Below are 21,902 nucleotides of genomic sequence, written 5' to 3' on the forward strand. Positions count from 1 at the left end.
CAGGGTCAGAAGGAGGTAGGGCGTCACCGTCCGTTGTGCCACGGAGGTGAACCTAGGGGTTACTTACGGCGAACGCCCGCTTCCTCGCCGTACTCGCCGAGGATGACGACGCCGAACGCCGCCTCCGCGAACACCTTGACGGCACGCAGGGCGTTGCCGAGGCGGTGGTGGTGGTTGCCGACGACGGCCGTGGCACCGGCCGGGCCGGAGGGGGCTGGGTGGATGGTTGCAGCGCTCATGTCTCCATGGTGGAACGCCGGGCACAGGACGTCATCGGTCTACGGAGCCAATCCCGGACGCCCTCGCGTACCCCTCGGGAGGGACCCGCTTCCCCTAGGCCAGGTGGAGGCGTCCCCTAGGGGACGGAAAAGCATTGGCTTCCGCGTGGGCCTCGTCATTAGAATCTCCGCTCTTGCCCGCCTCCCTCCCGGAGTGCTGCCGTCCGGCCGGAAACCGGACGGCCCCCGTCACGCAGACGCGCCCGTGCGCGCACTGTCCGTGCGCCCGCTCACGCAGCAGTCCGACCCGGAGGCACCGCCTTGTCCACGCCCGCCCTCGACCCGCTGAACGACCCGTTGGACGACCCCCTGGCCGACCCGCTCGCGCGGGAACGCTCCCACCTCGCCGGGTCCCGCGCCGCGCTGCGCGCCATGCGCGAGGACGTCGAGTCCCTCGACATCAGGGACGTCACCGCGAACTGGGTCAACGCCGAGGTGCTGACCCGGCAGATCGACGAGCGCATCAAGGCGCTGGCCGACCTCAGCGACACCCCGCTGTTCTTCGGCCGGCTCGACCACCTGCACCCGCCGGGCGCGGACCGGGCCGAGAGCGCGGCGGGCGAGCGGTTCTACATCGGGCGACGGCATGTCCACGACGCCAAGGGCGATCCGATGGTCATCGACTGGCGCGCACCGGTGTCGCAGCCGTTCTACCGGGCGTCCAAGAAGGACCCGATGGACATCGCGCTGCGCCGCCGATTCGGCTACACCGGCGGCGAGCTGACGGCGTACGAGGACGAGCATCTGTCGGACCCGGCGGAGGCGGCGCGCACCAGCAAGCTGCTCCAGCAGGAGATCGAACGACCGCGCGTGGGCCCGATGCGGGACATCGTCGCCACGATCCAGCCCGAGCAGGACGAGATCGTGCGCTCCGGTCTGGGCGGCACGGTGTGCGTCCAGGGCGGTCCCGGCACCGGGAAGACCGCCGTCGGCCTGCACCGGGTCGCCTATCTGCTGTACGCGCACCGGGAGCGGCTGGCCCGCACCGGCACCCTGGTCATCGGGCCGAACCGGTCCTTCCTGCACTACATCGAGCAGGTGCTGCCCGCGCTGGGCGAGTTGGCGGTGCAGCAGGCCACCGTCGACGATCTGGTCGGGCAGGTGGAGGTGCGCGGCACGGACGAGCCGGCGACCGCGGTCGTCAAGGGCGACGCACGGCTGGCCGAGGTGCTGAAGCGGGCCCTGTACGCGCAGGTGACGATGCCCACCGAGCCGGTCGTGGTGGTGCGCGGCTCGCGGCGCTGGCGGGTTCCGGCGTACGAACTGGAGGACATCGTCCGGGAGTTGCTGGCCCGGGACATCCGGTACGGGGCGGCCCGCGAGGCCCTGCCGCAGCGCATCGCGCATGCCGTGCTGGTGCAGATGGAGCGGTCGGGCGAGGCACCGGACGACCGGGTGCAGGACGCGGTGGCCCGCAACAGCGCGGTGAAGGCGGCGGTCAAGGCGATCTGGCCGCCGGTCGATCCGGCAAAGCTGGTGCTGCGGCTGCTGACGGACGCGGACTTCCTCGCGGCGCACGCCGACGGGCTGCTGTCGCAGGACGAGCAGAAGACCCTGCTGTGGACGAAGCCGGTGCGCAGCGTGAAGTCGGCCAGATGGTCGGCCGCGGACGCCGTGCTGATCGACGAGGCCGGCGATCTGGTGCAGCGCACGCACTCGCTGGGCCATGTGGTGCTGGACGAGGCGCAGGATCTGTCCCCGATGCAGTACCGGGCCGTGGGCCGGCGCTGTACGACCGGCAGCGCGACCGTCCTCGGCGACCTGGCGCAGGGCACCACCCCGTGGGCGACCCGGAGCTGGGACGAGGCGCTGGCGCACCTGGGCAAGACGGACGGCGTGATCGAGGAGTTGACCGCGGGTTTCCGGGTGCCGACGGACGTCATCGCGTACGCCTCCCGGCTGCTGCCGCACATCGCCCCGGGCCTCACACCGGTCGCGTCGGTCCGGGAGAACCCGGGCTTCTTCGACCTGCGCACGGTCGACGGCACCCGCGCTGTGGTCGCGGCCTGCGAGGAGTTGCTGCGCAACGCGGGCTCGACCGCGCTGATCGCGGCCGACGCGCGCGTCCCGGCGCTGGCCGAGGCGCTCGCGGCGGCCGGGATCCCGTGTCTGGCACCGGGAGAGGAGACGACGCGGGAGACCCGCCTGACCCTGGTCCCGGCGTCCCTGGCCAAGGGCCTGGAGTACGACTACGTGGTCCTCGACGAGCCGCGGGCCGTGGTCGACGCCGAACCGGACGAGCGCACCGGCCTGCGCCGCCTGTACGTGGCCCTGACCCGGGCGGTGTCGGGCCTGATCGTCACCCACACGACCCCGCTCCCGCCGCAGCTGACCTGACGCCGGGAGGGTGTCCGAGACGGCTGCCGGCCGCCCGGGCCGCGGTCGCGGTCTCTTCAGGACGCGTCGGTTCCGTCCAGTGTGCGGCGCCACCGGGTCACCGACCCGGGTGACACCGGGCCCGTCCAGCCTGCGGGGCGAGCCGCGCCGCCGATGTGGAAGGCGGTGATGCCGGCGGAGCGGAGGGTCGGCACGTGGTCGAGGCGCAGGCCGCCGCCGGCCATGACCGTCGGCCCGTAGCCCGGCTCCTGTCCGCGCCGGGCCTCCGCGAGCAGCGTGGGCAGCCCGTCGTCGACGCCGGCCGCCGACCCGGCGGTGAGGTAGGCGTCGAGGCCGGGCAGGTCGGTGAGCTGCTTGCGCAGGGCGTCGCGGTCGGCGGCCCGGTCGATCGCGCGGTGGAAGGTCCACGGGCAGCCGTCGAGTTCGGCGACGATCCGCTCCACCGCGACCAGGTCCGGTCCGCCGCCGGCGTCCAGGAAGCCGAGCACGAACTGGTCGGCACCGGCCCCCCGCAGGTCCCGGGCCGCCCGCACCAGCCGGTCCACGCCCTGCGGACCGCCGGCGCCGAACCCGTCGGTGAGCCGCAGCATCACGCGCAGGTCGATGTCGACGGCGGCACGGATCCCGGTGAAGGTCGCCACCGACGGGGTCAGCCCGTCGGCCGCCATGTCGGTGACGAGTTCGAGGCGGTCCGCGCCTCCGGCCTGGGCGGCGACCGCGTCCTCGACGCCGAGGGCGATCACCTCCAGGACTGCACGCGTGCTCATAGGGCTCCTTTCCGGCGGTGTTTTGTGGAGCTACAGGTCTAGTCCAATTGAAGCGTAGCGCTCCGCTGGGTGGGCTGGGGTGGGTCGGATCTGGTGAGGGTGCGTTGATCGGTGCGGGTTCGTCGTGGCTGGTCGCGCCGTTCCCCGCGCCCCTTCAGGGTGCTGCCCCGCAGGGCGTTGGAAAGAGACCCAGCGCCGATGTTGGGCTGCGCTGCGTCCGATCCGTGCGGGTTCGTCGTGGCTGGTCGCGCCGTTCCCCGCGCCCCTTCAGGGTGCTGCCCGTCACGGGCGCTGGCAGGAAACCCGGCGCCAGTACCGCTGGATGGGCTGGGCTGCGTCCGATCCGTGCGGGTGCGTCGTGGCTGGTCGCGCAGTTCCCCGCGCCCCTATCGGGCGCGACAGGGCCGCATGTCGGCACAGGGCCGCGCCCCTTTGGGGCGCGACAGGGCCGCATGTCGGCGCAGCCCCGCGGCTCTATGGGGCGCGACGGGGCCGTATGTCGGCGCAGCCTCGCGGGAGGATGGGGGTATGGGCGATCTTGATGTGCTGCGGCTTCGGTGGGTGCGGGCGTTGGAGGGAGTTCGCGGTGGCGGTGGTGGGCCCGATCCGTTGCCGTATGCCGACCGGCTGCTCGTCCGCTGGCAGGAGCCGCAGCGCCGGTACCACACGCTCACGCACCTCACCGCGGTCCTGGACCATGTCGACACCCTGGCGGAGTACGCCGCCGACCCCGACGTCGTACGCCTGGCCGCCTGGTTCCACGACGCCGTCTATCTCCCCGACCGCTCCGAGAACGAGGAGCGCTCGGCCCGCCTCGCCGAACGGGCCCTTCCGGAGGCCGGCGTTCCGGCGGACCGGACCGCCGAGGTGGCCCGGCTGGTCCGGCTCACCGTCAGTCACGACCCGGCCGCGGACGACCGCGACGGACAGGTGCTGTGCGACGCCGACCTGGCGGTGCTCGCCGGGCCGCCGTCCGCGTACGCCGCCTACACCGCGGCCGTCCGCGAGGAGTACCACTTCGTCCCGAACGAGGCCTTCCGGGCCGGCCGCGCCGCGATCCTGCGCGAGTTGCTCGAGCTGCCCCGGCTGTTCCGGACACCGTACGGGCGGCGCGCGTGGGAGCCGACCGCGCGCTACAACCTCGCCGCCGAACTGGCACTGCTGACCGGCTGACCGGCCGACCACGGGCGGGAGGCTCGCTCGGAGACCCGATGACCTAGTCTGCGCCGTATGCGTGAAGTGGGCGGGGACCAGGTGGACGAGGCCGTCGCGGGCTGTGTGGCGACGCTGCGCACGGCGGTGGACCGGGACTGGACGGCGGTGCGGGCGGGACGGCTGGACTGGAGCGTCCGGCGGACCGCCGTGCACGTGGCGAGCGATCTCATCGCGTACGCCGGGCAGTTGGCGGGGCGGGCGCAGGACGCGTACGTCCCCTTCGACATCACCCTGGACGGCGAGGGCGACGAGGGCATGCCCGCGGCCGGCAACGCCGGCGTCCTCCAGGTGATCGAGACCACCGGCGTCCTGCTCGCCACCACCGTCCGCACCACCCCGCGCGAGGTGCGCGCCTTCCACCCGTTCCCGTTCGGCAGCGCGGACCGCGAGGGCTTCGCCGCGATGGGCATCGCCGAGGTGCTGCTGCACACACACGACATGGCCGAGGGCCTCACACTGCCCTACGAGCCGTCAGCGGAACTCGCCGAGTCCGTCCTGACCTGCATCTTCCCGCACATCCAGCCCGGCGGGGCGCCCTGGCCGACCCTGCTGTGGGCGACCGGCCGCGGCGCACTGCCCGGCCGCGCCCCGGTCACCGGCTGGCGCTGGTGCAACAACCTGGTCGTCCCGGCCGGGCGGCTCACCCTGCAAGGCGTGCGGCCCGCCGCCGCGCGCGATCTGTGGCTGGGCGGCGACGGCGGCTTCGACTGGATCGAGGGCGGGCCGTACCAGGGCACCCGGGAGGCCGCCGGGATGCTGGTCACGCTGTATGAATCCGGGTCCCACCGGCCCGAGTTCGGGCTGTTCGTCCTGGTCAGGCGGGCGGACGGCCGGGCGGTCGGCGGCCTGGGCTTCCACTCAGCCCCGGACGGGGACGGCCGCGTGGAGATCGGCTACGACCTCGCCGAGGCCGCCCGCGGCCAGGGCTACGCGACCGAGGCGCTGGGCGCGCTATCGCAGTGGGCGCTGGCCCGGGACGACGTCGACCTGCTGTTCGCGCGCGTCGACCACGGCAATCTGCCGTCCCAGGGGGTGCTGACCCGGGCCGGGTTCAGCCGGGCCACGACGAAACTGGAGGAGGCCGCGTACACGGAACACCGCATGGACCGTTCGCTGCGGCTCTATGTCCGCAGTGCCTGACGCCCCGGCGGGGCGATGCGCACCGTCAGGGGTGCCTCACGAGGACGGCACCCCGCCCGCGGCCCGCCCCAGCGAGCCGACCGCCGCGACCTTCACGCCCGCCCGGTGGCAGACCCAGTGCGGGTCGGGGCCGAGTTCCGGCTCGACGTCCAGCGCGTGCGGGTCGCCGGCGCCGCACACCGGGCACAGCGGCCAGCGTCCGTACCGCTCCAGGAGCGCGTCCTGTACGTCCTGCGCGACCAGTCCGGCCACATAGGCCGCCCCGTCCGGCCACTGCTCGACCCACCAGCGGCGCTGCACGACCGACTCCTCGACCAGCGAGACCACGTCCGCCTCGGCGACCTCGCCCGCGACCAGATCGGCGAGCACCCGGGCGCGGGCGGCGTGCAGAGCGCGTTCCAGCGGGCTGATGGGATCCATGGACCCATTGTGCGTGGTCTTGACCCCGGCACCAGCCGAAAATATCTTTCATGTGTGACCCAGGACGTGAAGGAAATTTTCGGCAGCCCGGGCGGCCCGGGATACGCGCCACCGGCCCCGGCCGCCCTCACCGCCAAGGTGCGCACGCTCGCCCCCTCCATGACCCGTTCGATGCAGCGTGTCGCCGAGGCCGTGGCGGGCGATCCGGCCGGCTGCGCGGCCCTCACGGTCACCGGGCTCGCCGAACTCACCGGCACCAGCGAGGCGACGGTCGTACGCACCGCCCGGCTGCTCGGCTACCCGGGCTACCGCGATCTGCGGCTCGCCCTCGCGGGCCTGGCCGCCCAGCAGCAGTCCGGCCGCGCGCCCGCGCTCACCACCGACATCGCGGTCGACGACCCGATCGCCGACGTCGTCGCCAAACTCGCCTACGACGAGCAGCAGACCCTCGCCGACACGGCCGCCGGGCTCGACACCGTGCAGCTCGGCGCGGCGGTGGCCGCGCTCGCCGGCGCACGGCGCACCGACGTGTACGGAATCGGCGCGTCCGGACTGGTCGCCCAGGACCTCACACAGAAGCTGCTGCGGATAGGGCTGATAGCCCACGCCCACAGCGATCCGCACCTCGCCGTGACGAACGCGGTGCAGCTGCGCTCCGGGGACGTGGCCATCGCGATCACGCACTCCGGGTCGACGGGAGACGTCATCGAGCCGCTGCGGGCCGCGTTCGAGCACGGGGCCACCACGGTCGCCATCACCGGACGTCCTGACGGCCCGGTCACCCAGTACGCCGACCACGTGCTCACCACCTCCACCTCCCGGGAGAGCGAGCTGCGGCCCGCCGCGATGTCCTCCCGGACCAGTCAACTCCTCGTCGTGGACTGCCTGTTCATCGGAGTGGCGCAGCGCACGTACGAGACCGCCGCGCCCGCGCTGGCCGCTTCCTACGAGGCACTGGCCCACCGGCACCGCTGAGCGCCGAGTGCTCCGCCGGCCGGGCCGTCGTGCGTCGTCGTTCGGCTGCCGCAGCACCGTGGCCGGTCGCTCCCCCAAGTTCTCGGCTTCGCTCGAACAGGGGGACCCCCATCGCGGCGGAGCCGCCCGCCCTGCTCACCCGAAACACTGGACACACCGGAAACGCCGAAAGACCAGAAAGAGCCGCCCGTCATGACCTCCGCGTCCGACCCCCGTCAGCTCCGCGCCGAACTGGAGACGCTCACCACCGAGGCCTTCCGGCCCGAACTCGCCGGCATCGACCGGCTGCCCACCCTGGAGATCGCCCGGCTGATGAACGGCGAGGACACCGCCGTGCCGCCCGCCGTGGCCGAACGCCTCCCGCTGATCGCCGCCGCCATCGACGCGATCGCCGCGCGCATGGCCCGCGGCGGCCGGCTGATCTACGCCGGCGCGGGCACCGCGGGCCGCCTCGGCGTCCTGGACGCCTCCGAGTGCCCGCCCACCTTCAACACCGACCCCGACCGGGTCGTCGGCCTGATCGCAGGGGGCGCCGAGGCGATGGTGACCTCCGTGGAGGGTGCGGAGGACTCGAAGGAACTGGCCCGCAAGGACCTCGACTCGCTGGTGCTCACCGCCGACGACACGGTGGTCGGCGTCTCCGCCTCCGGCCGCACCCCGTACGCGGTCGGCGCGGTCGAGCACGCCCGCGCCGTGGGCGCCCTGACCGTCGGGCTTGCCTGCAACGCGCACAGCGCGCTCGCTGCGGCGGCCGAGCACGGCATCGAGATCGTCGTGGGCCCCGAGCTGATCAGCGGCTCCACCCGGCTGAAGGCCGGTACGGCTCAGAAGCTGGTCCTCAACATGCTGTCGACGATCACGATGATCCGGCTGGGCAAGACGTACGGGAACCTGATGGTCGACGTACGCGCCTCCAACGACAAGCTGCGCGCCCGCTCCCGCCGTATCGTCGCCCTGGCCACCGGCGCCGCCGACGAGGAGATCGAGCGGGCCCTCGCCGAGACCGGCGGCGAGGTGAAGAACGCGATCCTCACCATCCTGGCCGATGTCGACGGCCCGACGGCCGCGCGCCTGCTGGCGGAGTCCGGCGGCCACCTGCGTGCCGCGCTGTCGGGCGCGGGTGGCTGACGCCGTCAGTCCGCCGCGGCGCCGTCGTGGCCGATCGCGCCCGCGCGGCGGAGCCGCATATCGACACAGCCCCGCGCCCCTTCAGGCGGCAAGGCATGCCACCAGGCCGTCCCAAGCGGTCAGACCCGCGAAACGCCATCGGTCCGCCGCGGCGCCGTCGTAGCCGATCGCGCAGTTCCCCGCGCCCCTTCAGGGCGCCAAGGCACGCCACCAGGCCACCCCAAGCGGTCAGACCCGCGAAACGCCGTCAGTCCGCCGCGGCACCGTCGTAGCCGATCGCGCAGTTCCCCGCGCCCCTTCAGGGCGCCAAGGCACGCCACCAGGCCACCCCAAGCGGTCAGACCCGCGAAACGCCGTCAGTCCGCCGCGGCACCGTCGTAGCCGATCGCGCAGTTCCCCGCGCCCCTTCAGGGCGCCAAGGCACGCCACCAGGCCACCCCAAGCGGTCAGACCCGCGAAACGCCGTCAGTCCGCCGCGGCACCGTCGTGGCTAGTCGCGCCCGCGCGGCGGAGCCGCATATCGACACAGCCCCGCGCCCCTTCAGGGCGCCAGGCACGCCACCAGGTCACCCACCGGTCAGGGCGCGCAACCGGACGCCGGCCGGGGCGCGGGAACGGCTTCAGCTGAGTGACTTCAGGGCTGCCGGGTCGAACGGCTTCAGCTCGTCGAACCGGTTCCCGAGCACCTTCGCCGCCCACTGCGGGTCCTGGAGCAGCGCGCGGCCGACCGCCACCAGGTCGAACTCCTCCGCCTCCAGGCTGTCCAGCAGCCTGTCGATGCTCTGCACCGGCGCGCCCTCGCCCCGGAAGCCCTGGACGAAATCGCCGTCGAGGCCGACCGAGCCCACGGTGATGGCCGGCCTGCCGGTGAGCTTCTTGGTCCAGCCGGCCAGATTGAGGTCGGAGCCCTCGAACTCGGGGACCCAGTAACGGCGGGTGGAGGCGTGGAAGGCGTCCACACCGGCCGCGGCCAGCGGGGTCAGGACGGCCTCCAGCTCCCCGGGGGTCTCGGCGAGCCGCGCGTCGTACGCCCCCTGCTTCCACTGCGAGTAGCGGAGGACGACCGGGAAACCGGCCGAGACGCGCTCACGCACCGCGGCCACGATCTCCGCCGCGAACCGGGTCCGGGCCACCGGGTCCCCGCCGTACGCGTCGGTGCGCCGGTTGGTGCCCGCCCACAGGAACTGGTCGAGCAGATAGCCGTGGGCGCCGTGCAGTTCCACCCCGTCGAAGCCGATGCGCTCCGCGGCGGCGGCCGCGTCGGCGAAGGCGCCGATCACGGCGTCCAGGTCGGCCCGTGTCATCGCCCTGCCGGTGCCCTCGGTGCCGTCGACGCGCAGCCCCGAGGGGCCGATCGCGGGCGCGTCCGGGAACGGCGGCTGGCCCTGCTCGCGGACCATGCCGATGTGCCACAGCTGCGGGACGATCGTGCCGCCCGCCGCGTGCACCGCCTCGGTGACCCGGGCCCAGCCCGCCAGCTGCTCCGCGCCATGGAACCGGGGGATCCGGTCGCTCTGCCCGGCCGACTCGTGGCCGACGTAGGTGCCTTCGGTGATGATCAGTCCGACGCCCGCGGCGGCGCGGCGGGCATAGTACGAGACGACGTCCTCGCCGGGGATGCCGTCCGGCGCGAACGCACGGGTCATCGGGGCCATCGCGATCCGGTTGGGGACCGTGAGCCCGTTGAGCGCGATCGGGCGGGCGAGGATCTGGGCCGCGCGGGAGGCGGGCGGGGTGGTGACGGTCACGTGGGGGCTCCTCAGCCGGCTGCGGACTGCTCGGTATATGCACACGCATCGAGTGCATCCCTCACGGCAACCGCTCCGCCCCCCACCGCATTCCTGTCCCGCGCCTCCGACGCCCCCCGTCTCCCGAGGCCGCCGTGACGAGCCGGGACACGGCCGAGGGCGGCACCCCCTGGGGTCAGGGAGTGCCGCCCTCGGTACGTGGCGGACGGAACCGATCCTCGATGAGGATCAGAAGTCCATGTCACCGCCCGGCATGCCGCCCGGGGCGGCCGGAGCGGCCTTCTCCGGCTTGTCGGCGATGACGGCCTCGGTGGTGAGGAACAGCGCGGCGATGGAGGCGGCGTTCTGCAGGGCGGAACGCGTCACCTTCGCCGGGTCGATGATGCCCTCGGCGACCAGGTCGACGTACTCGCCGGTCGCGGCGTTCAGGCCGTGACCCGGGGTGAGGTTGCGGACCTTCTCGACCACGACGCCGCCCTCGAGGCCGGCGTTGACGGCGATCTGCTTGAGCGGGGCCTCCAGGGCGAGCTTCACAGCCTGCGCGCCGGTCGCCTCGTCGCCGTCCAGCTCCAGCTTCTCGAAGACGCTGGTGGTCTGCAGCAGGGCCACGCCACCACCGGCGACGATGCCCTCCTCGACGGCCGCCTTGGCGTTGCGCACGGCGTCCTCGATGCGGTGCTTGCGCTCCTTGAGCTCCACCTCGGTGGCGGCACCGGCCTTGATGACGGCGACGCCGCCGGCCAGCTTGGCCAGGCGCTCCTGGAGCTTCTCGCGGTCGTAGTCCGAGTCGCTGTTCTCGATCTCGGCGCGGATCTGGTTGACCCGGCCGTTGACCTGCTCGGAGGAGCCGGCACCGTCGACGATGGTGGTCTCGTCCTTGGTGATGACGACCTTGCGGGCGCGGCCCAGGAGGTCCAGGGTCGCGTTCTCCAGCTTGAGGCCGACCTCCTCGGAGATGACCTCGCCGCCCGTGAGGATGGCGATGTCGCCGAGCATGGCCTTGCGGCGGTCGCCGAAGCCCGGGGCCTTGACGGCGACGGACTTGAAGGTGCCGCGGATCTTGTTGACGACCAGGGTCGACAGGGCCTCGCCCTCGACGTCCTCGGCGATGATCAGCAGCGGCTTGCCCGACTGCATGACCTTCTCCAGCAGCGGGAGCAGGTCCTTGACCGAGCTGATCTTGGAGTTGGCGATCAGGATGTACGGGTCGTCGAGGACGGCCTCCATACGCTCCATGTCGGTGGCGAAGTACGCCGAGATGTAGCCCTTGTCGAAGCGCATGCCCTCGGTGAGCTCGAGCTCGAGGCCGAAGGTCTGCGACTCCTCGACGGTGATGACGCCTTCCTTGCCGACCTTGTCCATGGCCTCGGCGATCAGCTCGCCGATCTGGGTGTCGGCGGCGGAGATGGAGGCCGTGGAGGCGATCTGCTCCTTGGTCTCGACGTCCTTCGCCTGCTCCAGCAGGGCGGCGGAGACGGCCTCGACGGCCCGCTCGATACCGCGCTTCAGGGCCATCGGGTTGGCACCGGCGGCGACGTTGCGCAGGCCCTCCTTGACCAGGGCCTGGGCGAGGACGGTCGCGGTGGTCGTACCGTCACCGGCGACGTCGTCCGTCTTCTTGGCGACTTCCTTGACCAGCTCGGCGCCGATCTTCTCGTACGGGTCCTCGAGCTCGATCTCCTTGGCGATGGAGACACCATCGTTGGTGATCGTGGGGGCGCCCCACTTCTTCTCGAGGACGACGTTGCGGCCCTTGGGGCCGAGCGTCACCTTCACGGCGTCCGCGAGCTGGTTCATGCCGCGCTCGAGGCCGCGCCGCGCCTCCTCGTCGAACGCGATGATCTTGGCCATGTGAAGTGGTCCCTCCAGGACTGGGGGTGATTCCTTCGGACCGCGCCCGCGCCCGCGACGGACGGCTCACCGGCCTCGTGGTTCCTTGCCCCACCCGGCCTGCGGGCCTCACCGACCCGGTCCTTCGTTGTCACTCTCACCTTCAGAGTGCTAACGCCAATGATTAGCACTCGGCCCACCCGAGTGCAAGATGCGCCCGCGACGTGGGCCCGTCGCGAGGGGTGGCGACCGGGTGACGGACGGGCCCTCGCGCGCCCCGGGCCGGGGCCGGAGCGGGCACGCCGAAGGGCCCGCACCCCGGGAGGTACGGGCCCTTCGCGTGAAGAACGTTCAGGCGGTGACGCGAACCATGTCGGCCTGCGGGCCCTTCTGACCCTGCGAGATCTCGAACTCGACCCGCTGGCCCTCTTCCAGGGTGCGGTAGCCGTCCATCTGAATCGCGCTGTAGTGGACGAAGACGTCCGCACCACCGTCGACCGCGATGAAGCCGTACCCCTTCTCCGCGTTGAACCACTTGACGGTGCCCTGAGCCATGCCTAACTCCCCTATTACTGGCCCTTGCACAGATCCACACTTCGCGGACCCGGGTCAGACCTCACCCCCCAAGGTTGGGGGCGTGCGCCGGAACGCGTCGACCGCGGCTGAATGTATCTGTCCAACTGCCGTCTGCAACAGGTCAATCGGACGAGAATTCTGGACGCACCCGGTCGGGAATCTGCCGAGAATTCACCAGAATTCAGGGCAAGTCGGGCTCCACATAAGGAGCAAAAGCCACGAAGAACGCGGGGAGTTTGGCGACTTCTTGGCGGGTGCACGGATTGAATCCGGGGCTTGCGCCCCGGAGACCGGGAGCGCGTTCCCCAACTCTACCGCGCTCAACCCCGCAGAATTGCCCCCTCCGCTTCTCTCACGGAGGGGGCAATCGGATGAACAGTCGGTAACCGAGGTTACCGAAGGTAAGGGACCGTCAGCCGCCGGCCACGGCCGGAATGATGGACACGCCCGCGCCGTCCGGCGTCACCGTCTCCAGGCCCTGCTCGAAGCGGACGTCGTCGTCGTTGACGTACACGTTGACGAAGCGGCGCAGCTTGCCCTGGTCGTCCAGCACGCGCGCGGCGATGCCGGTGTGGTTCTGCTCCAGGTCGGCGATGACCTCCGCGAGGTTGGCGCCCTCGGCGCTCACCTCGGCCCGGCCGCCCGTGTAGGTGCGCAGGATGGTGGGGATGCGAACGGTCACGCTCATGCGAGGCCAGCCTCTCGGAAGGAGTCCAGGTTCGGGCGGATGGTGGCGGTGGGGCCGGTGCCGGCCACCGCGTCGAGGGTCTTGAGGCCGTCGCCGGTGTTGAGGACGACCGTGGTGAGCGCGGGGTCGAGGACACCGTCGTCGATCAGCTTCTTCGTCACGCCCACGGTGACACCGCCGGCCGTCTCCGCGAAGATGCCCTCGGTCCGGGCCAGCAGCTTGATCGCGTCGACGACCTGCTCGTCCGTCACATCCTCCACGGCACCGCCGGTGCGGCGGGCGATGTCGAGGACGTAGGGGCCGTCGGCCGGGTTGCCGATCGCCAGGGACTTGGCGATCGTGTTCGGCTTCTGCGGGCGGACCACGTCGTGACCGGCCTTGAACGCGGTGGACACCGGCGAGCAGCCCTCGGCCTGCGCACCGAAGATCTTGTACGGCCGGTCCTCGACGAGGCCCAGCGCGATCAGTTCCCGCAGCCCCTTGTCGATCTTGGTGAGCTGGGACCCTGAGGCGATCGGGACGACGAGCTGGTCGGGCAGCCGCCAGCCGAGCTGCTCGCAGATCTCGTACGCCAGGGTCTTGGAGCCCTCCGCGTAGTACGGCCGCAGGTTGACGTTGACGAAGCCCCAGCCCTCGCCGGCCGGGTCGCCGATCAGCTCGGAGCAGAAGCGGTTCACGTCGTCGTAGTTGCCCTCGATGCCGACGAGCTCACCGCCGTAGATCGCGGCCATGACGACCTTGCCCTGCTCCAGGTCGTAGGGGATGAACACACAGGAGCGGAGGCCGGACCGGGCCGCCGCGGCGCCGACGGCCCCGGCGAGGTTGCCGGTCGAGGAGCAGGACAGGGTCGTGAAGCCGAAGGCGCGCGCCGCCTCCAGCGCCTGGGCGACCACCCGGTCCTTGAAGGAGTGCGTCGGGTTGCCGGAGTCGTCCTTCACGTACAGGCCGCCGGTGACGCCCAGTTCGCGGGCCAGGTTGTCGGCCTGGACCAGCTTGGTCCAGCCCGGGTTCAGGTTGGGCTTCTCGGCCACGTCCGCGGGGACGGGCAGGAGCGGCGCATAGCGCCAGATGTTCGCGGGTCCCGCCTCGATCGTGCGGCGCAGTTCCTCGGTGTCGTACGCCGAGAAGTCGTACGCGATCTCCAGCGGGCCGAAACACTCCTCGCAGGCGAACAGCGGTCCGAGCGGCACCCGGTGACCGCACTCGCGGCAGCTCAGGGCGGCGGCGGGACCGAGGTCCACAGACTTCTTCGCGGTGCTTGCAACGGTCTGCACAGCCATGTGAGGCGAGGCCCTTTCTCCTCATCTTCCTCACGACGCATCTCGCCGTGAGACGGATTTGGCACCTTCCCTAGCCGGGAGCCTCGCGGAAACGATCGGATGGCGCTGCGATCGGTACGAGTGCCGGCTGGAGGGTTGCCGGGGCTTCATCGGGCCGTGTCCCTCTGCCCCTCTGGATGAGCTGTATGCGGTTGTGAACGCCGACGACCCCCGACATGCGATGGTCATCCGCGTTGTTCAAGACTGTAACCGAAGGCCAGGACAGTTGAGATAGTCGTCCGAACCGCGAGATGGATCACACCTGCACCAGAAGTGATCACGACAGTGAGGAGCAGCTGACTGTGCTGGAAGAAGTCGAGCGCTGGCTGGCCACCCGCTCCTGGTCCGTGACCGACCGCCCGCTGCACAAGATCCTCGCCGCGAAACAGCGTACGGGCCGGTCGGTGTCCGTCGTGCTGCCCGCGCTCAACGAGGAGGAGACGGTCGGCGACATCGTCGCCGTCATCCGGCACGACCTCATGCGGCAGGCGCCGCTGGTCGACGAGATCGTCGTCGTCGACTCGGGGTCCACCGACCGCACCTCCGAGGTGGCCGCCGCGGCGGGCGCCCGGGTGGTGCACCGCGACGCCATCCTGCCGCGGCTGCCCGCCGCGCCCGGCAAGGGCGAGGTCCTGTGGCGCTCGCTGCTGGTCACCGGCGGGGACATCGTCTGTTTCGTCGACGCGGACCTGCGGGAGTTCTCCGCCGACTTCGTCACCGGGATCGTGGGCCCGCTGCTCACCGACCCGGACGTCGACCTGGTCAAGGCCATGTACGACCGCCCGCTGGCCGGCGCGGCCGGTCAGGGCGGCCGGGTCACCGAGCTGATGGCCCGCCCGCTGCTCAATATGCACTGGCCGCAGCTGGCCGGTTTCGTGCAGCCGCTCGGCGGCGAGTACGCGGCCCGCCGCTCCCTGCTGGAGCAGCTGCCGTTCCCCGTCGGATACGGCGTCGAGCTGGGCATGCTGGTCGACGCCCTGCACCTGGTGGGCCTGAACTCCCTCGCCCAGGTCGATGTCGGTGTGCGCAAGCACCGGCACCAGGACGGGCAGGCGCTGGGCCGGATGGCCGCCGCGATCTACCGCACCGCCCAGCTGCGGCTGGCCCGCGGGCACCTGGTGCGGCCCTCCCTCACCCAGTTCGAACGGGGCGAGGACGGCTTCGAGCCGCGCACCCACCCGGTGGACACCGAGGAGCGGCCGCCCATGGTGGAGATCGCTGAGTACGCCGCCCGCCGGGTGGCCTGAAGCCGAAGCCGGGCCGGGCCCGGCCCACCCGGGAGCGGACCGTACGTTTGAGCGTTTCCGGGCCGGGCTAGGTTGAGGCGTATGGCTTCCACGCAGGGTGCTGCCCAGGTGCTGGTCGCGTCCAACCGCGGCCCGGTCTCGTACACCGGCCAGCAGGACGGCTCGCTGGTCGCCAGGCGGGGCGGCGGCGGACTGGTCTCCGGGCTCTCGGCGATCGGGTCCGACGCGGACGCGCTGTGGGTGTGCGCGGCGCTGTCCGACGGTGACCGCGAGGCGGTGCGCCGCGGGGTCGGCGAGCCCGGCGTGCGGATGCTGGACATTCCGGCCGACGTGCACGCCGACGCCTACAACGGCATCGCCAACTCGGTGCTGTGGTTCGTGCACCACATGCTCTACCAGACGCCGCTGGAGCCGGTCTTCGACGCGGAGTTCCGGCGGCAGTGGGCTTCGTACCAAGCCTACAACCGGGCGTTCGCCGAGGCGCTGGCCCAGGAGGCGGCCGAGGGCGCGGCGGTCGTCGTGCAGGACTACCACCTGGCGCTGGCGCCCCGGATGCTCCGGCAGCTCCGCCCCGACCTGCGCATCGGCCACTTCTCGCACACCCCGTGGGCGCCGCCGGACTACTTCCGGCTGCTGCCCGACGACATCGCGGCCGAGCTGCTCGCCGGGATCCTCGGCGCGGACCGCGCGGCGTTCCTCACCCGGCGCTGGGCCGACGCCTTCACCGACTGCTGCCACGCCGTCCTCGGGCCCGGCATCCCGTCCGGCACCCGCGTCGGCGTGCACGGGCTGGGCGCCGACGCGGACTTCCTGCGGGGGCGCGCGCACGAGCCGGACGTGGCCGAGCGGATGACGGCGCTGCGGACGGAGATCGGCGCGGGCCGCAGGGCGATCGTGCGGGTGGACCGCACGGAGCTGTCCAAGAACATCGTGCGCGGGCTGCTGGCGTACCGGCAGTTGCTGGCGGACCGCCCGGAGTGGCGCGAGCGGGTCGTGCACGTCGCCTTCGCCTACCCCTCGCGCCAGGACCTGGCCGTGTACCGGGACTACACGGCCGCGGTGCAGCGTGTCGCGGAGGAGATCAACGCCGAGTACGGGACGGCGGGTTGGACGCCGGTGCTGCTGCATGTCGAGGACGACTTCGCGCGCTCGCTGGCCGCCTACCGGCTGGCCGACGTGGCCCTGGTCAACCCCATCCGGGACGGCATGAACCTGGTCGCCAAGGAGGTGCCGGTCGTCTCCGACGAGGGCTGTGTGCTGGTGCTGTCCCGGGAGGCCGGGGCGTACGAGGAGCTGGGCGCGGACGCGATCACCGTCAACCCGTACGACATCGGGGGCACCGCGGACGCCCTGCACCGGGCGCTCACCCTGCCGGCGGACGAGCGGGCCGAGCGGACGAAGCGGCTGATCGCCGCGGCCACGGCGCTGCCGCCTGCCCAGTGGTTCCTGGACCAGCTGCACGCCCTCCAGGCCGGTCAGGCCGGCTGACCGGCGAGCGTCCGCAGCAGCCGCACCACCCCGGCCGGGCCGTCCACCACCAGGTCGGCGCGCTCGGCGAGTTCGGTCACCTCGCTGCTGCCGCTGCACACCAGCAGCCCGGGCACGCCGTCGGAGCGGAGCTTGTCGACGGCCGCGAAGGCGGGGAGGTCGCCGAGGTCGTCGCCGGCGTACAGCACGGATTCGGCGCCGATCTCGCGGACGTACTCCAGCAGGGCGACGCCCTTGTCCATGCCGGGCGGGCGCAGTTCGAGGACCAGGCGGCCCGGCTCGACGATCAGACCGTGCCGGGTGGCGAGGTCGGCGAGGGGGCCGTGCAGTGCCTCGAACGCGGCCTGCGGGTCCTCGGCGCGGCGGGTGTGCACGGCGACGGCCCGCCCCTTCTCTTCGATCCAGGTGCCCCGCCAGGCGCCGATCCGGTCGAGAAAGCCCGGCAGTTCGGCGCGGACGGCGGCGACGCCGGGGTGCGGGGCGGGGGCGCTGACGGTGCCGCTGACCGCGTCCCAGCGTTCGGCGCCGTAGTGGCCGAGGACGACGAGGTGCTCCAGGCCGGGTACGCCCGCGAAGCCGCCGTAGCGGACCGCGACCCCGGCGGGGCGTCCGGTGACCACCGCGACGGAGGCCACCTTCGGGGCGAGGGCGGCGAGCGCGGGTACGGCGTCCGGGTGCGCGCGGGCCTGCTCGGGGTCGGCCACGATCGGCGCGAGCGTCCCGTCGAAGTCGAGGCCGATCACCGCGGTGCGCGGCCGCGCGAGCAGTGCGGCGAGCCCGTCCCGCCCGGCCTGGGTCACGGGCACCGGAATCCCGCCCTGAGACCCGGCCGAGCCCGTCCTATGAGTGCCCATACTCCCGACCCTATCCACCCACCCCCTCCCCCACGCCCCACACCCACAAAGCAACTGAGCCGGGACCTCCGCACCACAGACGGCTACAGCGCCGCGTCCGGCTACAGCACCGCAGGCGGGTCCATCGCCACGGCAGGTTCAGCACCGCAGGCGGCTACAGCGCCGCGCGCGACCTGAGCACCACTCCCGGTCGCAGCGACGGGCGCGGCTTCAGCGCCGCAGGCGAGTACAGCGCTGCGCGCGGCCTAAGCGCCCCGTCCGGCCACAACGACCGGTGCGGCTTCAGCGCCGCAGGTGGTCGGCGGCCTCGGTGTCTTGGCCCTCGGCACCCGCGCCCGGTGCGCTCTGGCTCGGTGAAGGTCAGTGTTGGGTTCGGTGGGTTTCGCGGAGGCGGCGTAGGCGGTTGACTGTCACCGGGTCGTGGGACAGGGCGCGCTCGTCGTCCAGCAGGGCGTTCAGGAGCTGGTAGTAGCGGACCGGGGCCAGGCCCAGTTCCTCGCGTATCGCCCGCTCCTTGGCGCCGGGTCCCGGAAAGCCCCGGCGCTCCAGCGCGAGGATGCCCTGTTCGCGGGGGCCCAGCTCATGGCGGTCGTCCGGTTCCATGCGTGCACCGTAACGCCGGGCACCGACAGCGACTCAGCGGCGTAAGTGGACTAGACCTCTTATGGGTCCGCGGTCCACACTGTTCCCCGTGAGACATGTCATCGCCCTCGACGTGGGCGGCACCGGGATGAAGGCCGCCCTGATCGGGGACGGCGGCGAGCTGCTGCACCAGGACCGCCGCGCGACCGGGCGCGAACGCGGGCCCGAGGCGGTGGTCGAGGGCATCCTCGGCTTCGCCGCCGACCTGCGCGCCCACGGCACCGAGCGGCTCGGCGAACCCGCGGTCGCGGCCGGCATCGCGGTGCCGGGCATCGTCGACGAGGCCCGCGGCATCGCCACCTACGCGGCCAACCTGGGCTGGCACGACGTACCGCTGCGCGCCCTGCTCACCGACCGGCTCGGCATCCCGGTCGCGCTCGGCCACGACGTACGCACCGGCGGCCTGGCCGAGGGCCGGATCGGCGCGGGCAAGGGCGCGGACCGCTTCCTGTTCGTGCCCCTGGGCACCGGCATCGCGGGCGCCATCGGCCTCGACGGCCGGGTGGAGGCGGGCGCGCACGGCTTCGCGGGCGAGATCGGCCACATCGTCGTACGGCCCGGCGGTACCGCGTGTCCGTGCGGGCAGCGCGGCTGCCTGGAGCGGTACGCCTCCGCGTCGGCCGTGACCGAGGCCTGGGCGGCGGCCTGCGGAGATCCGGACGCGGACGCCGCGGACTGCGCGAAGGCCGTCGCGTCCGGTGACCCGAACGCCGTCCGGGTCTGGCAGCAGGCGGTGGACGCACTGGCCGACGGGCTGGTCACCGCGCTCACCCTGCTCGACCCGCGCACGCTGATCATCGGCGGCGGGCTCGCCGAGGCGGGGGAGACCCTGTTCCGGCCGCTGCAGGACGCCGTCCGGCGCCGTGTCACCTTCCAGAAACTCCCGTCGATCGTCCCCGCCGCCCTGGGGGACACCGCCGGCTGCCTGGGCGCGGGTCTCCTCGCCCGGGATCTCCTCGAAACCACTGACCCTTCGGAGGTAACCGCCTGATGGCCCCCAGTACGGTTCTTGCCGGCGCCCGGGTGGTGCTGCCCACCGGGATCGTGACCGACGGACGCGTGATCGTCGAGGGTACGAGGATCGCGACCGCCTCCCCCGCGGACGCCGAGGTGATCGACGTACGGGGCCACTGGCTGGTGCCCGGCTTCGTCGACGTGCACAACCACGGCGGCGGGGGCGCCTCGTTCTCGGGCACGGCCGACGAGATCCTGACGGCCGTCCGCACCCACCGGCTGCACGGCACCACCACGCTCGTCGCCTCCACCGTCACCGACGACATGGACTTCCTGGTCAAGCAGGCCGGGCTGCTGTCCGAGCTGGCGGAACAGGGCGATCTCGCCGGGATCCACTTCGAGGGCCCGTTCATCTCGCCGTGCCGCAAGGGCGCGCACTCCGAGGAGCTGCTGCGCGACCCGGACCCGGAGGAGGTGCGCCGGCTGATCGACGCGGGGCGCGGCCGGACCCGGATGGTCACCCTCGCCGCCGAGCTGCCGGGCGGCATCGACTCCGTACGGCTGCTGACGGAGCACGGTGTCATCGCCGCCGTCGGGCACACGGACGCGACGTACGAGCAGACGGTGCAGGCGATCGACGCGGGCGCGACGGTCGCCACCCACCTGTTCAACGCGATGCCGCCGCTCGGCCATCGCTCCCCCGGCCCGGTCGCCGCCCTGCTGGCGGACGAGCGGGTCACGGTCGAGCTGATCAACGACGGCACCCACCTCCACCCGGCCGCGCTGGAGCTGGCGTTCCGGCACGCGGGCGCCGGGCGGGTCGCGTTCATCACCGACGCGATGGACGCGGCCGGCATCGGCGACGGCCGCTACATGCTCGGCCCGCTGGAGGTGGAGGTCAGCGACGGCGTGGCCCGGCTCGTGCAGGGCGGCTCGATCGCGGGCTCGACCCTGACCCTTGACCGCGCCTTCAAACGGGCGGTGACGGTCGACCGGCTGCCGGTGCCGGACGTGGTGGCGGCCCTGTCCGCCAACCCGGCCCGGCTGCTCGGCCTGGCCGACCGGGTGGGCTCGCTGGAGCCCGGCAAGGACGCCGACCTGGTGCTCCTCGACGAGGACTTCGACGTCAAGGGCGTGATGCGGCGGGGCGCCTGGGTGGTCGGTCCCCAACTGCCCTGATCCGTCCCCCGGTCGACGCGGCTCCGTCCCTCGGCCGACGCGTCGGCGAACGGCGGGTGACCGACCGTGGTCTGGGCCACTCGCCGTCTGTTTGGCATGATCGGGACCAGAAGACACGGCACAGCTCAGTCAGGCGAGGGAGGTCTGCCCGGGTGATCCTCACGGTCACGCTGAACACCGCTCTCGACCTCACCTATCGCGTGCGGTCGCTGCGGCCGCACGCCTCGCACCGGGTGTCCGCGGTCGCCGAGCGGCCGGGCGGCAAGGGCCTGAACGTGGCCCGGGTGCTGGCGGCCCTCGGGCACGAGGTGACGGTCACCGGGTTCGCCGGCGGCGGCACGGGCCGGGAGGTGCGCGAGCAGCTCGCGGGCGTCCCGGGCGTGGTGGACGCGCTGGTCCCGATCGCGGGCGCGACCCGGCGCACGATCGCCGTCGTGGACGAGGGCACCGGCGACACGACCCAGCTGAACGAGCCCGGCCCGCAGGTCGCCCCCGCCGAGTGGGCCGCGTTCCGGGAGGCGTACGAGGGCCTGCTCGGGCCTGCCGCCGCGGTGGCGCTGTGCGGCAGCCTGCCGCCCGGGGTGCCGGTGGGGGCCTACGCGGGCCTGATACGCGCGGCCCGGTCGGCCGGGGTCCCGGTGCTCCTTGACACCAGCGGGGAGCCGCTGCGCCGCGGGGTGGCGGCCCGACCGGACATCGTCAAGCCCAACGCCGAGGAGCTGGCCGAACTCACCGGCTCCCACGAGCCGTTGCGGGCGGCCCGGGACGCCTGCCGGCGCGGCGCGCACGCGGTGGTCGCCTCGCTCGGCCCGCAGGGGCTGCTCGCCCACACCCCGGAGGGCAACTGGCGGGCCACCCCGCCCGCCGCCGTGCACGGCAACCCGACCGGCGCCGGTGACTCGGCGGTGGCGGGCCTGCTGTCGGGCCTGGTAGAACACCTGACCTGGCCGGACCGACTGACCCACGCGATCGCCCTGTCAGCCGCAACCGTGGCAGCCCCAGCAGCAGGCGAATTCGACCGCCCGACCTACGACAGACTCCGAACCCAGATCAAAGTAACCAACAAACCAGCCACCACCTGACCCTCCGGGGGTTACCCCGGGGATTGATCCCAGGG

The 21,902-nt window shown here is 72.7% G+C and carries 20 protein-coding genes and 1 riboswitch; of the genes, 10 read left to right on the forward strand and 10 right to left on the reverse strand.

Annotated features, from left to right (window positions below; genetic code table 11):
- Positions 1-59: 59 nt before the first annotated feature.
- Entirely contained in the window at positions 60-239 is a 180-nt protein-coding gene (locus CTZ28_RS25440) for a hypothetical protein (RefSeq protein WP_121892011.1), read from the reverse strand.
- Between the two features lie 300 nt (positions 240-539).
- Here CTZ28_RS25440 and CTZ28_RS25445 point away from each other — a divergent pair, with 300 nt between their 5' ends.
- The gene (locus CTZ28_RS25445) at positions 540-2,615 is read left to right on the forward strand and encodes a HelD family protein (RefSeq protein ID WP_398656693.1); all 2,076 of its coding nucleotides are present in this window, start codon (positions 540-542) and stop codon (positions 2,613-2,615) included.
- Between the two features lie 56 nt (positions 2,616-2,671).
- On the opposite strand, the gene CTZ28_RS25450 is transcribed toward CTZ28_RS25445, so the two are convergent.
- A complete protein-coding gene (locus CTZ28_RS25450) occupies positions 2,672-3,382 on the reverse strand; it encodes a copper homeostasis protein CutC (RefSeq protein ID WP_121892012.1) in 711 nt (236 codons plus the stop codon).
- 528 nt (positions 3,383-3,910) lie between these two features.
- Between CTZ28_RS25450 and CTZ28_RS25455 the strand changes: the two genes are divergently transcribed.
- Positions 3,911-4,555, forward strand: a complete 645-nt coding sequence (locus CTZ28_RS25455; RefSeq protein ID WP_121892013.1) for an HD domain-containing protein — start codon at positions 3,911-3,913, stop codon at positions 4,553-4,555.
- Between the two features lie 57 nt (positions 4,556-4,612).
- A complete protein-coding gene (locus tag CTZ28_RS25460) occupies positions 4,613-5,737 on the forward strand; it encodes a GNAT family N-acetyltransferase (RefSeq protein WP_183154576.1) in 1,125 nt (374 codons plus the stop codon).
- A gap of 36 nt (positions 5,738-5,773) precedes the next feature.
- Here CTZ28_RS25460 and CTZ28_RS25465 read toward each other — a convergent pair whose 3' ends face one another.
- Entirely contained in the window at positions 5,774-6,157 is a 384-nt protein-coding gene (locus tag CTZ28_RS25465) for a hypothetical protein (RefSeq protein ID WP_121892014.1), read from the reverse strand.
- Positions 6,158-6,211: 54 nt separating this feature from the next.
- Between CTZ28_RS25465 and CTZ28_RS25470 the strand changes: the two genes are divergently transcribed.
- Both CTZ28_RS25470 and murQ read left to right on the forward strand, forming a co-directional pair.
- Positions 6,212-7,132 (forward strand): MurR/RpiR family transcriptional regulator, encoded by a 921-nt coding sequence (locus tag CTZ28_RS25470; RefSeq protein WP_121892015.1) that lies wholly within the window; start codon positions 6,212-6,214, stop codon positions 7,130-7,132.
- A gap of 192 nt (positions 7,133-7,324) precedes the next feature.
- Positions 7,325-8,260, forward strand: coding sequence for an N-acetylmuramic acid 6-phosphate etherase (gene murQ / locus CTZ28_RS25475; protein ID WP_121892016.1), 936 nt, complete (start codon positions 7,325-7,327; stop codon positions 8,258-8,260).
- Positions 8,261-8,880: 620 nt separating this feature from the next.
- Here murQ and CTZ28_RS25480 read toward each other — a convergent pair.
- The 5 genes from CTZ28_RS25480 to thrC form a co-directional block, all read right to left on the reverse strand.
- Entirely contained in the window at positions 8,881-10,008 is a 1,128-nt protein-coding gene (locus CTZ28_RS25480) for an NADH:flavin oxidoreductase (RefSeq protein WP_121892017.1), read from the reverse strand.
- 228 nt (positions 10,009-10,236) lie between these two features.
- Positions 10,237-11,859: a chaperonin GroEL gene (groL, locus tag CTZ28_RS25485; protein WP_121892018.1), complete on the reverse strand. Its 1,623-nt coding sequence runs from the start codon at positions 11,857-11,859 to the stop codon at positions 10,237-10,239.
- Positions 11,860-12,189: 330 nt separating this feature from the next.
- Positions 12,190-12,393 (reverse strand): cold-shock protein, encoded by a 204-nt coding sequence (locus tag CTZ28_RS25490; protein ID WP_004986573.1) that lies wholly within the window; start codon positions 12,391-12,393, stop codon positions 12,190-12,192.
- A 433-nt stretch (positions 12,394-12,826) separates the two neighbouring features.
- Entirely contained in the window at positions 12,827-13,102 is a 276-nt protein-coding gene (locus CTZ28_RS25495) for a MoaD/ThiS family protein (protein ID WP_121892019.1), read from the reverse strand.
- Positions 13,099-14,382, reverse strand: a complete 1,284-nt coding sequence (thrC, locus tag CTZ28_RS25500) for a threonine synthase (RefSeq protein WP_121892020.1) — start codon at positions 14,380-14,382, stop codon at positions 13,099-13,101. The genes CTZ28_RS25495 and thrC overlap by 4 nt, the downstream gene beginning before the upstream one ends.
- 18 nt (positions 14,383-14,400) lie before the next feature.
- A riboswitch (SAM riboswitch) is annotated at positions 14,401-14,565 on the reverse strand.
- A 158-nt stretch (positions 14,566-14,723) separates the two neighbouring features.
- Between thrC and CTZ28_RS25505 the strand changes: the two genes are divergently transcribed.
- The gene (locus tag CTZ28_RS25505) at positions 14,724-15,668 is read left to right on the forward strand and encodes a glucosyl-3-phosphoglycerate synthase (RefSeq protein ID WP_121892052.1); all 945 of its coding nucleotides are present in this window, start codon (positions 14,724-14,726) and stop codon (positions 15,666-15,668) included.
- A gap of 81 nt (positions 15,669-15,749) precedes the next feature.
- The gene (locus CTZ28_RS25510; protein ID WP_121892021.1) at positions 15,750-17,156 is read left to right on the forward strand and encodes an alpha,alpha-trehalose-phosphate synthase (UDP-forming); all 1,407 of its coding nucleotides are present in this window, start codon (positions 15,750-15,752) and stop codon (positions 17,154-17,156) included.
- Here CTZ28_RS25510 and otsB read toward each other — a convergent pair.
- Both otsB and CTZ28_RS25520 read right to left on the reverse strand, forming a co-directional pair.
- Complete coding sequence (gene otsB, locus CTZ28_RS25515; RefSeq protein ID WP_121892022.1) at positions 17,144-18,010, reverse strand: trehalose-phosphatase; 867 nt, start codon at positions 18,008-18,010, stop codon at positions 17,144-17,146. The two genes, CTZ28_RS25510 and otsB, sit on opposite strands and share 13 nt — an antisense overlap.
- Positions 18,011-18,370: 360 nt before the next feature.
- Complete coding sequence (locus tag CTZ28_RS25520; RefSeq protein WP_121892023.1) at positions 18,371-18,613, reverse strand: DUF3263 domain-containing protein; 243 nt, start codon at positions 18,611-18,613, stop codon at positions 18,371-18,373.
- A gap of 61 nt (positions 18,614-18,674) precedes the next feature.
- On the opposite strand from CTZ28_RS25520, the gene CTZ28_RS25525 reads away from it, so the two are divergent.
- The 3 genes from CTZ28_RS25525 to CTZ28_RS25535 all read left to right on the forward strand — a co-directional run bounded on the left by CTZ28_RS25525 (position 18,675) and on the right by CTZ28_RS25535 (position 21,867).
- Entirely contained in the window at positions 18,675-19,643 is a 969-nt protein-coding gene (locus CTZ28_RS25525; protein ID WP_121892024.1) for an ROK family protein, read from the forward strand.
- Positions 19,643-20,785, forward strand: coding sequence for an N-acetylglucosamine-6-phosphate deacetylase (gene nagA / locus CTZ28_RS25530; RefSeq protein WP_121892025.1), 1,143 nt, complete (start codon positions 19,643-19,645; stop codon positions 20,783-20,785). The genes CTZ28_RS25525 and nagA overlap by 1 nt, the downstream gene beginning before the upstream one ends.
- A gap of 152 nt (positions 20,786-20,937) precedes the next feature.
- Positions 20,938-21,867, forward strand: a complete 930-nt coding sequence (locus CTZ28_RS25535) for a 1-phosphofructokinase family hexose kinase (protein ID WP_121892026.1) — start codon at positions 20,938-20,940, stop codon at positions 21,865-21,867.
- The last annotated feature ends 35 nt before the right edge of the window (positions 21,868-21,902 follow it).

This window comes from Streptomyces shenzhenensis (assembly GCF_003688995.1).
In the GTDB taxonomy this organism is placed as follows: domain Bacteria; phylum Actinomycetota; class Actinomycetes; order Streptomycetales; family Streptomycetaceae; genus Streptomyces; species Streptomyces shenzhenensis_A.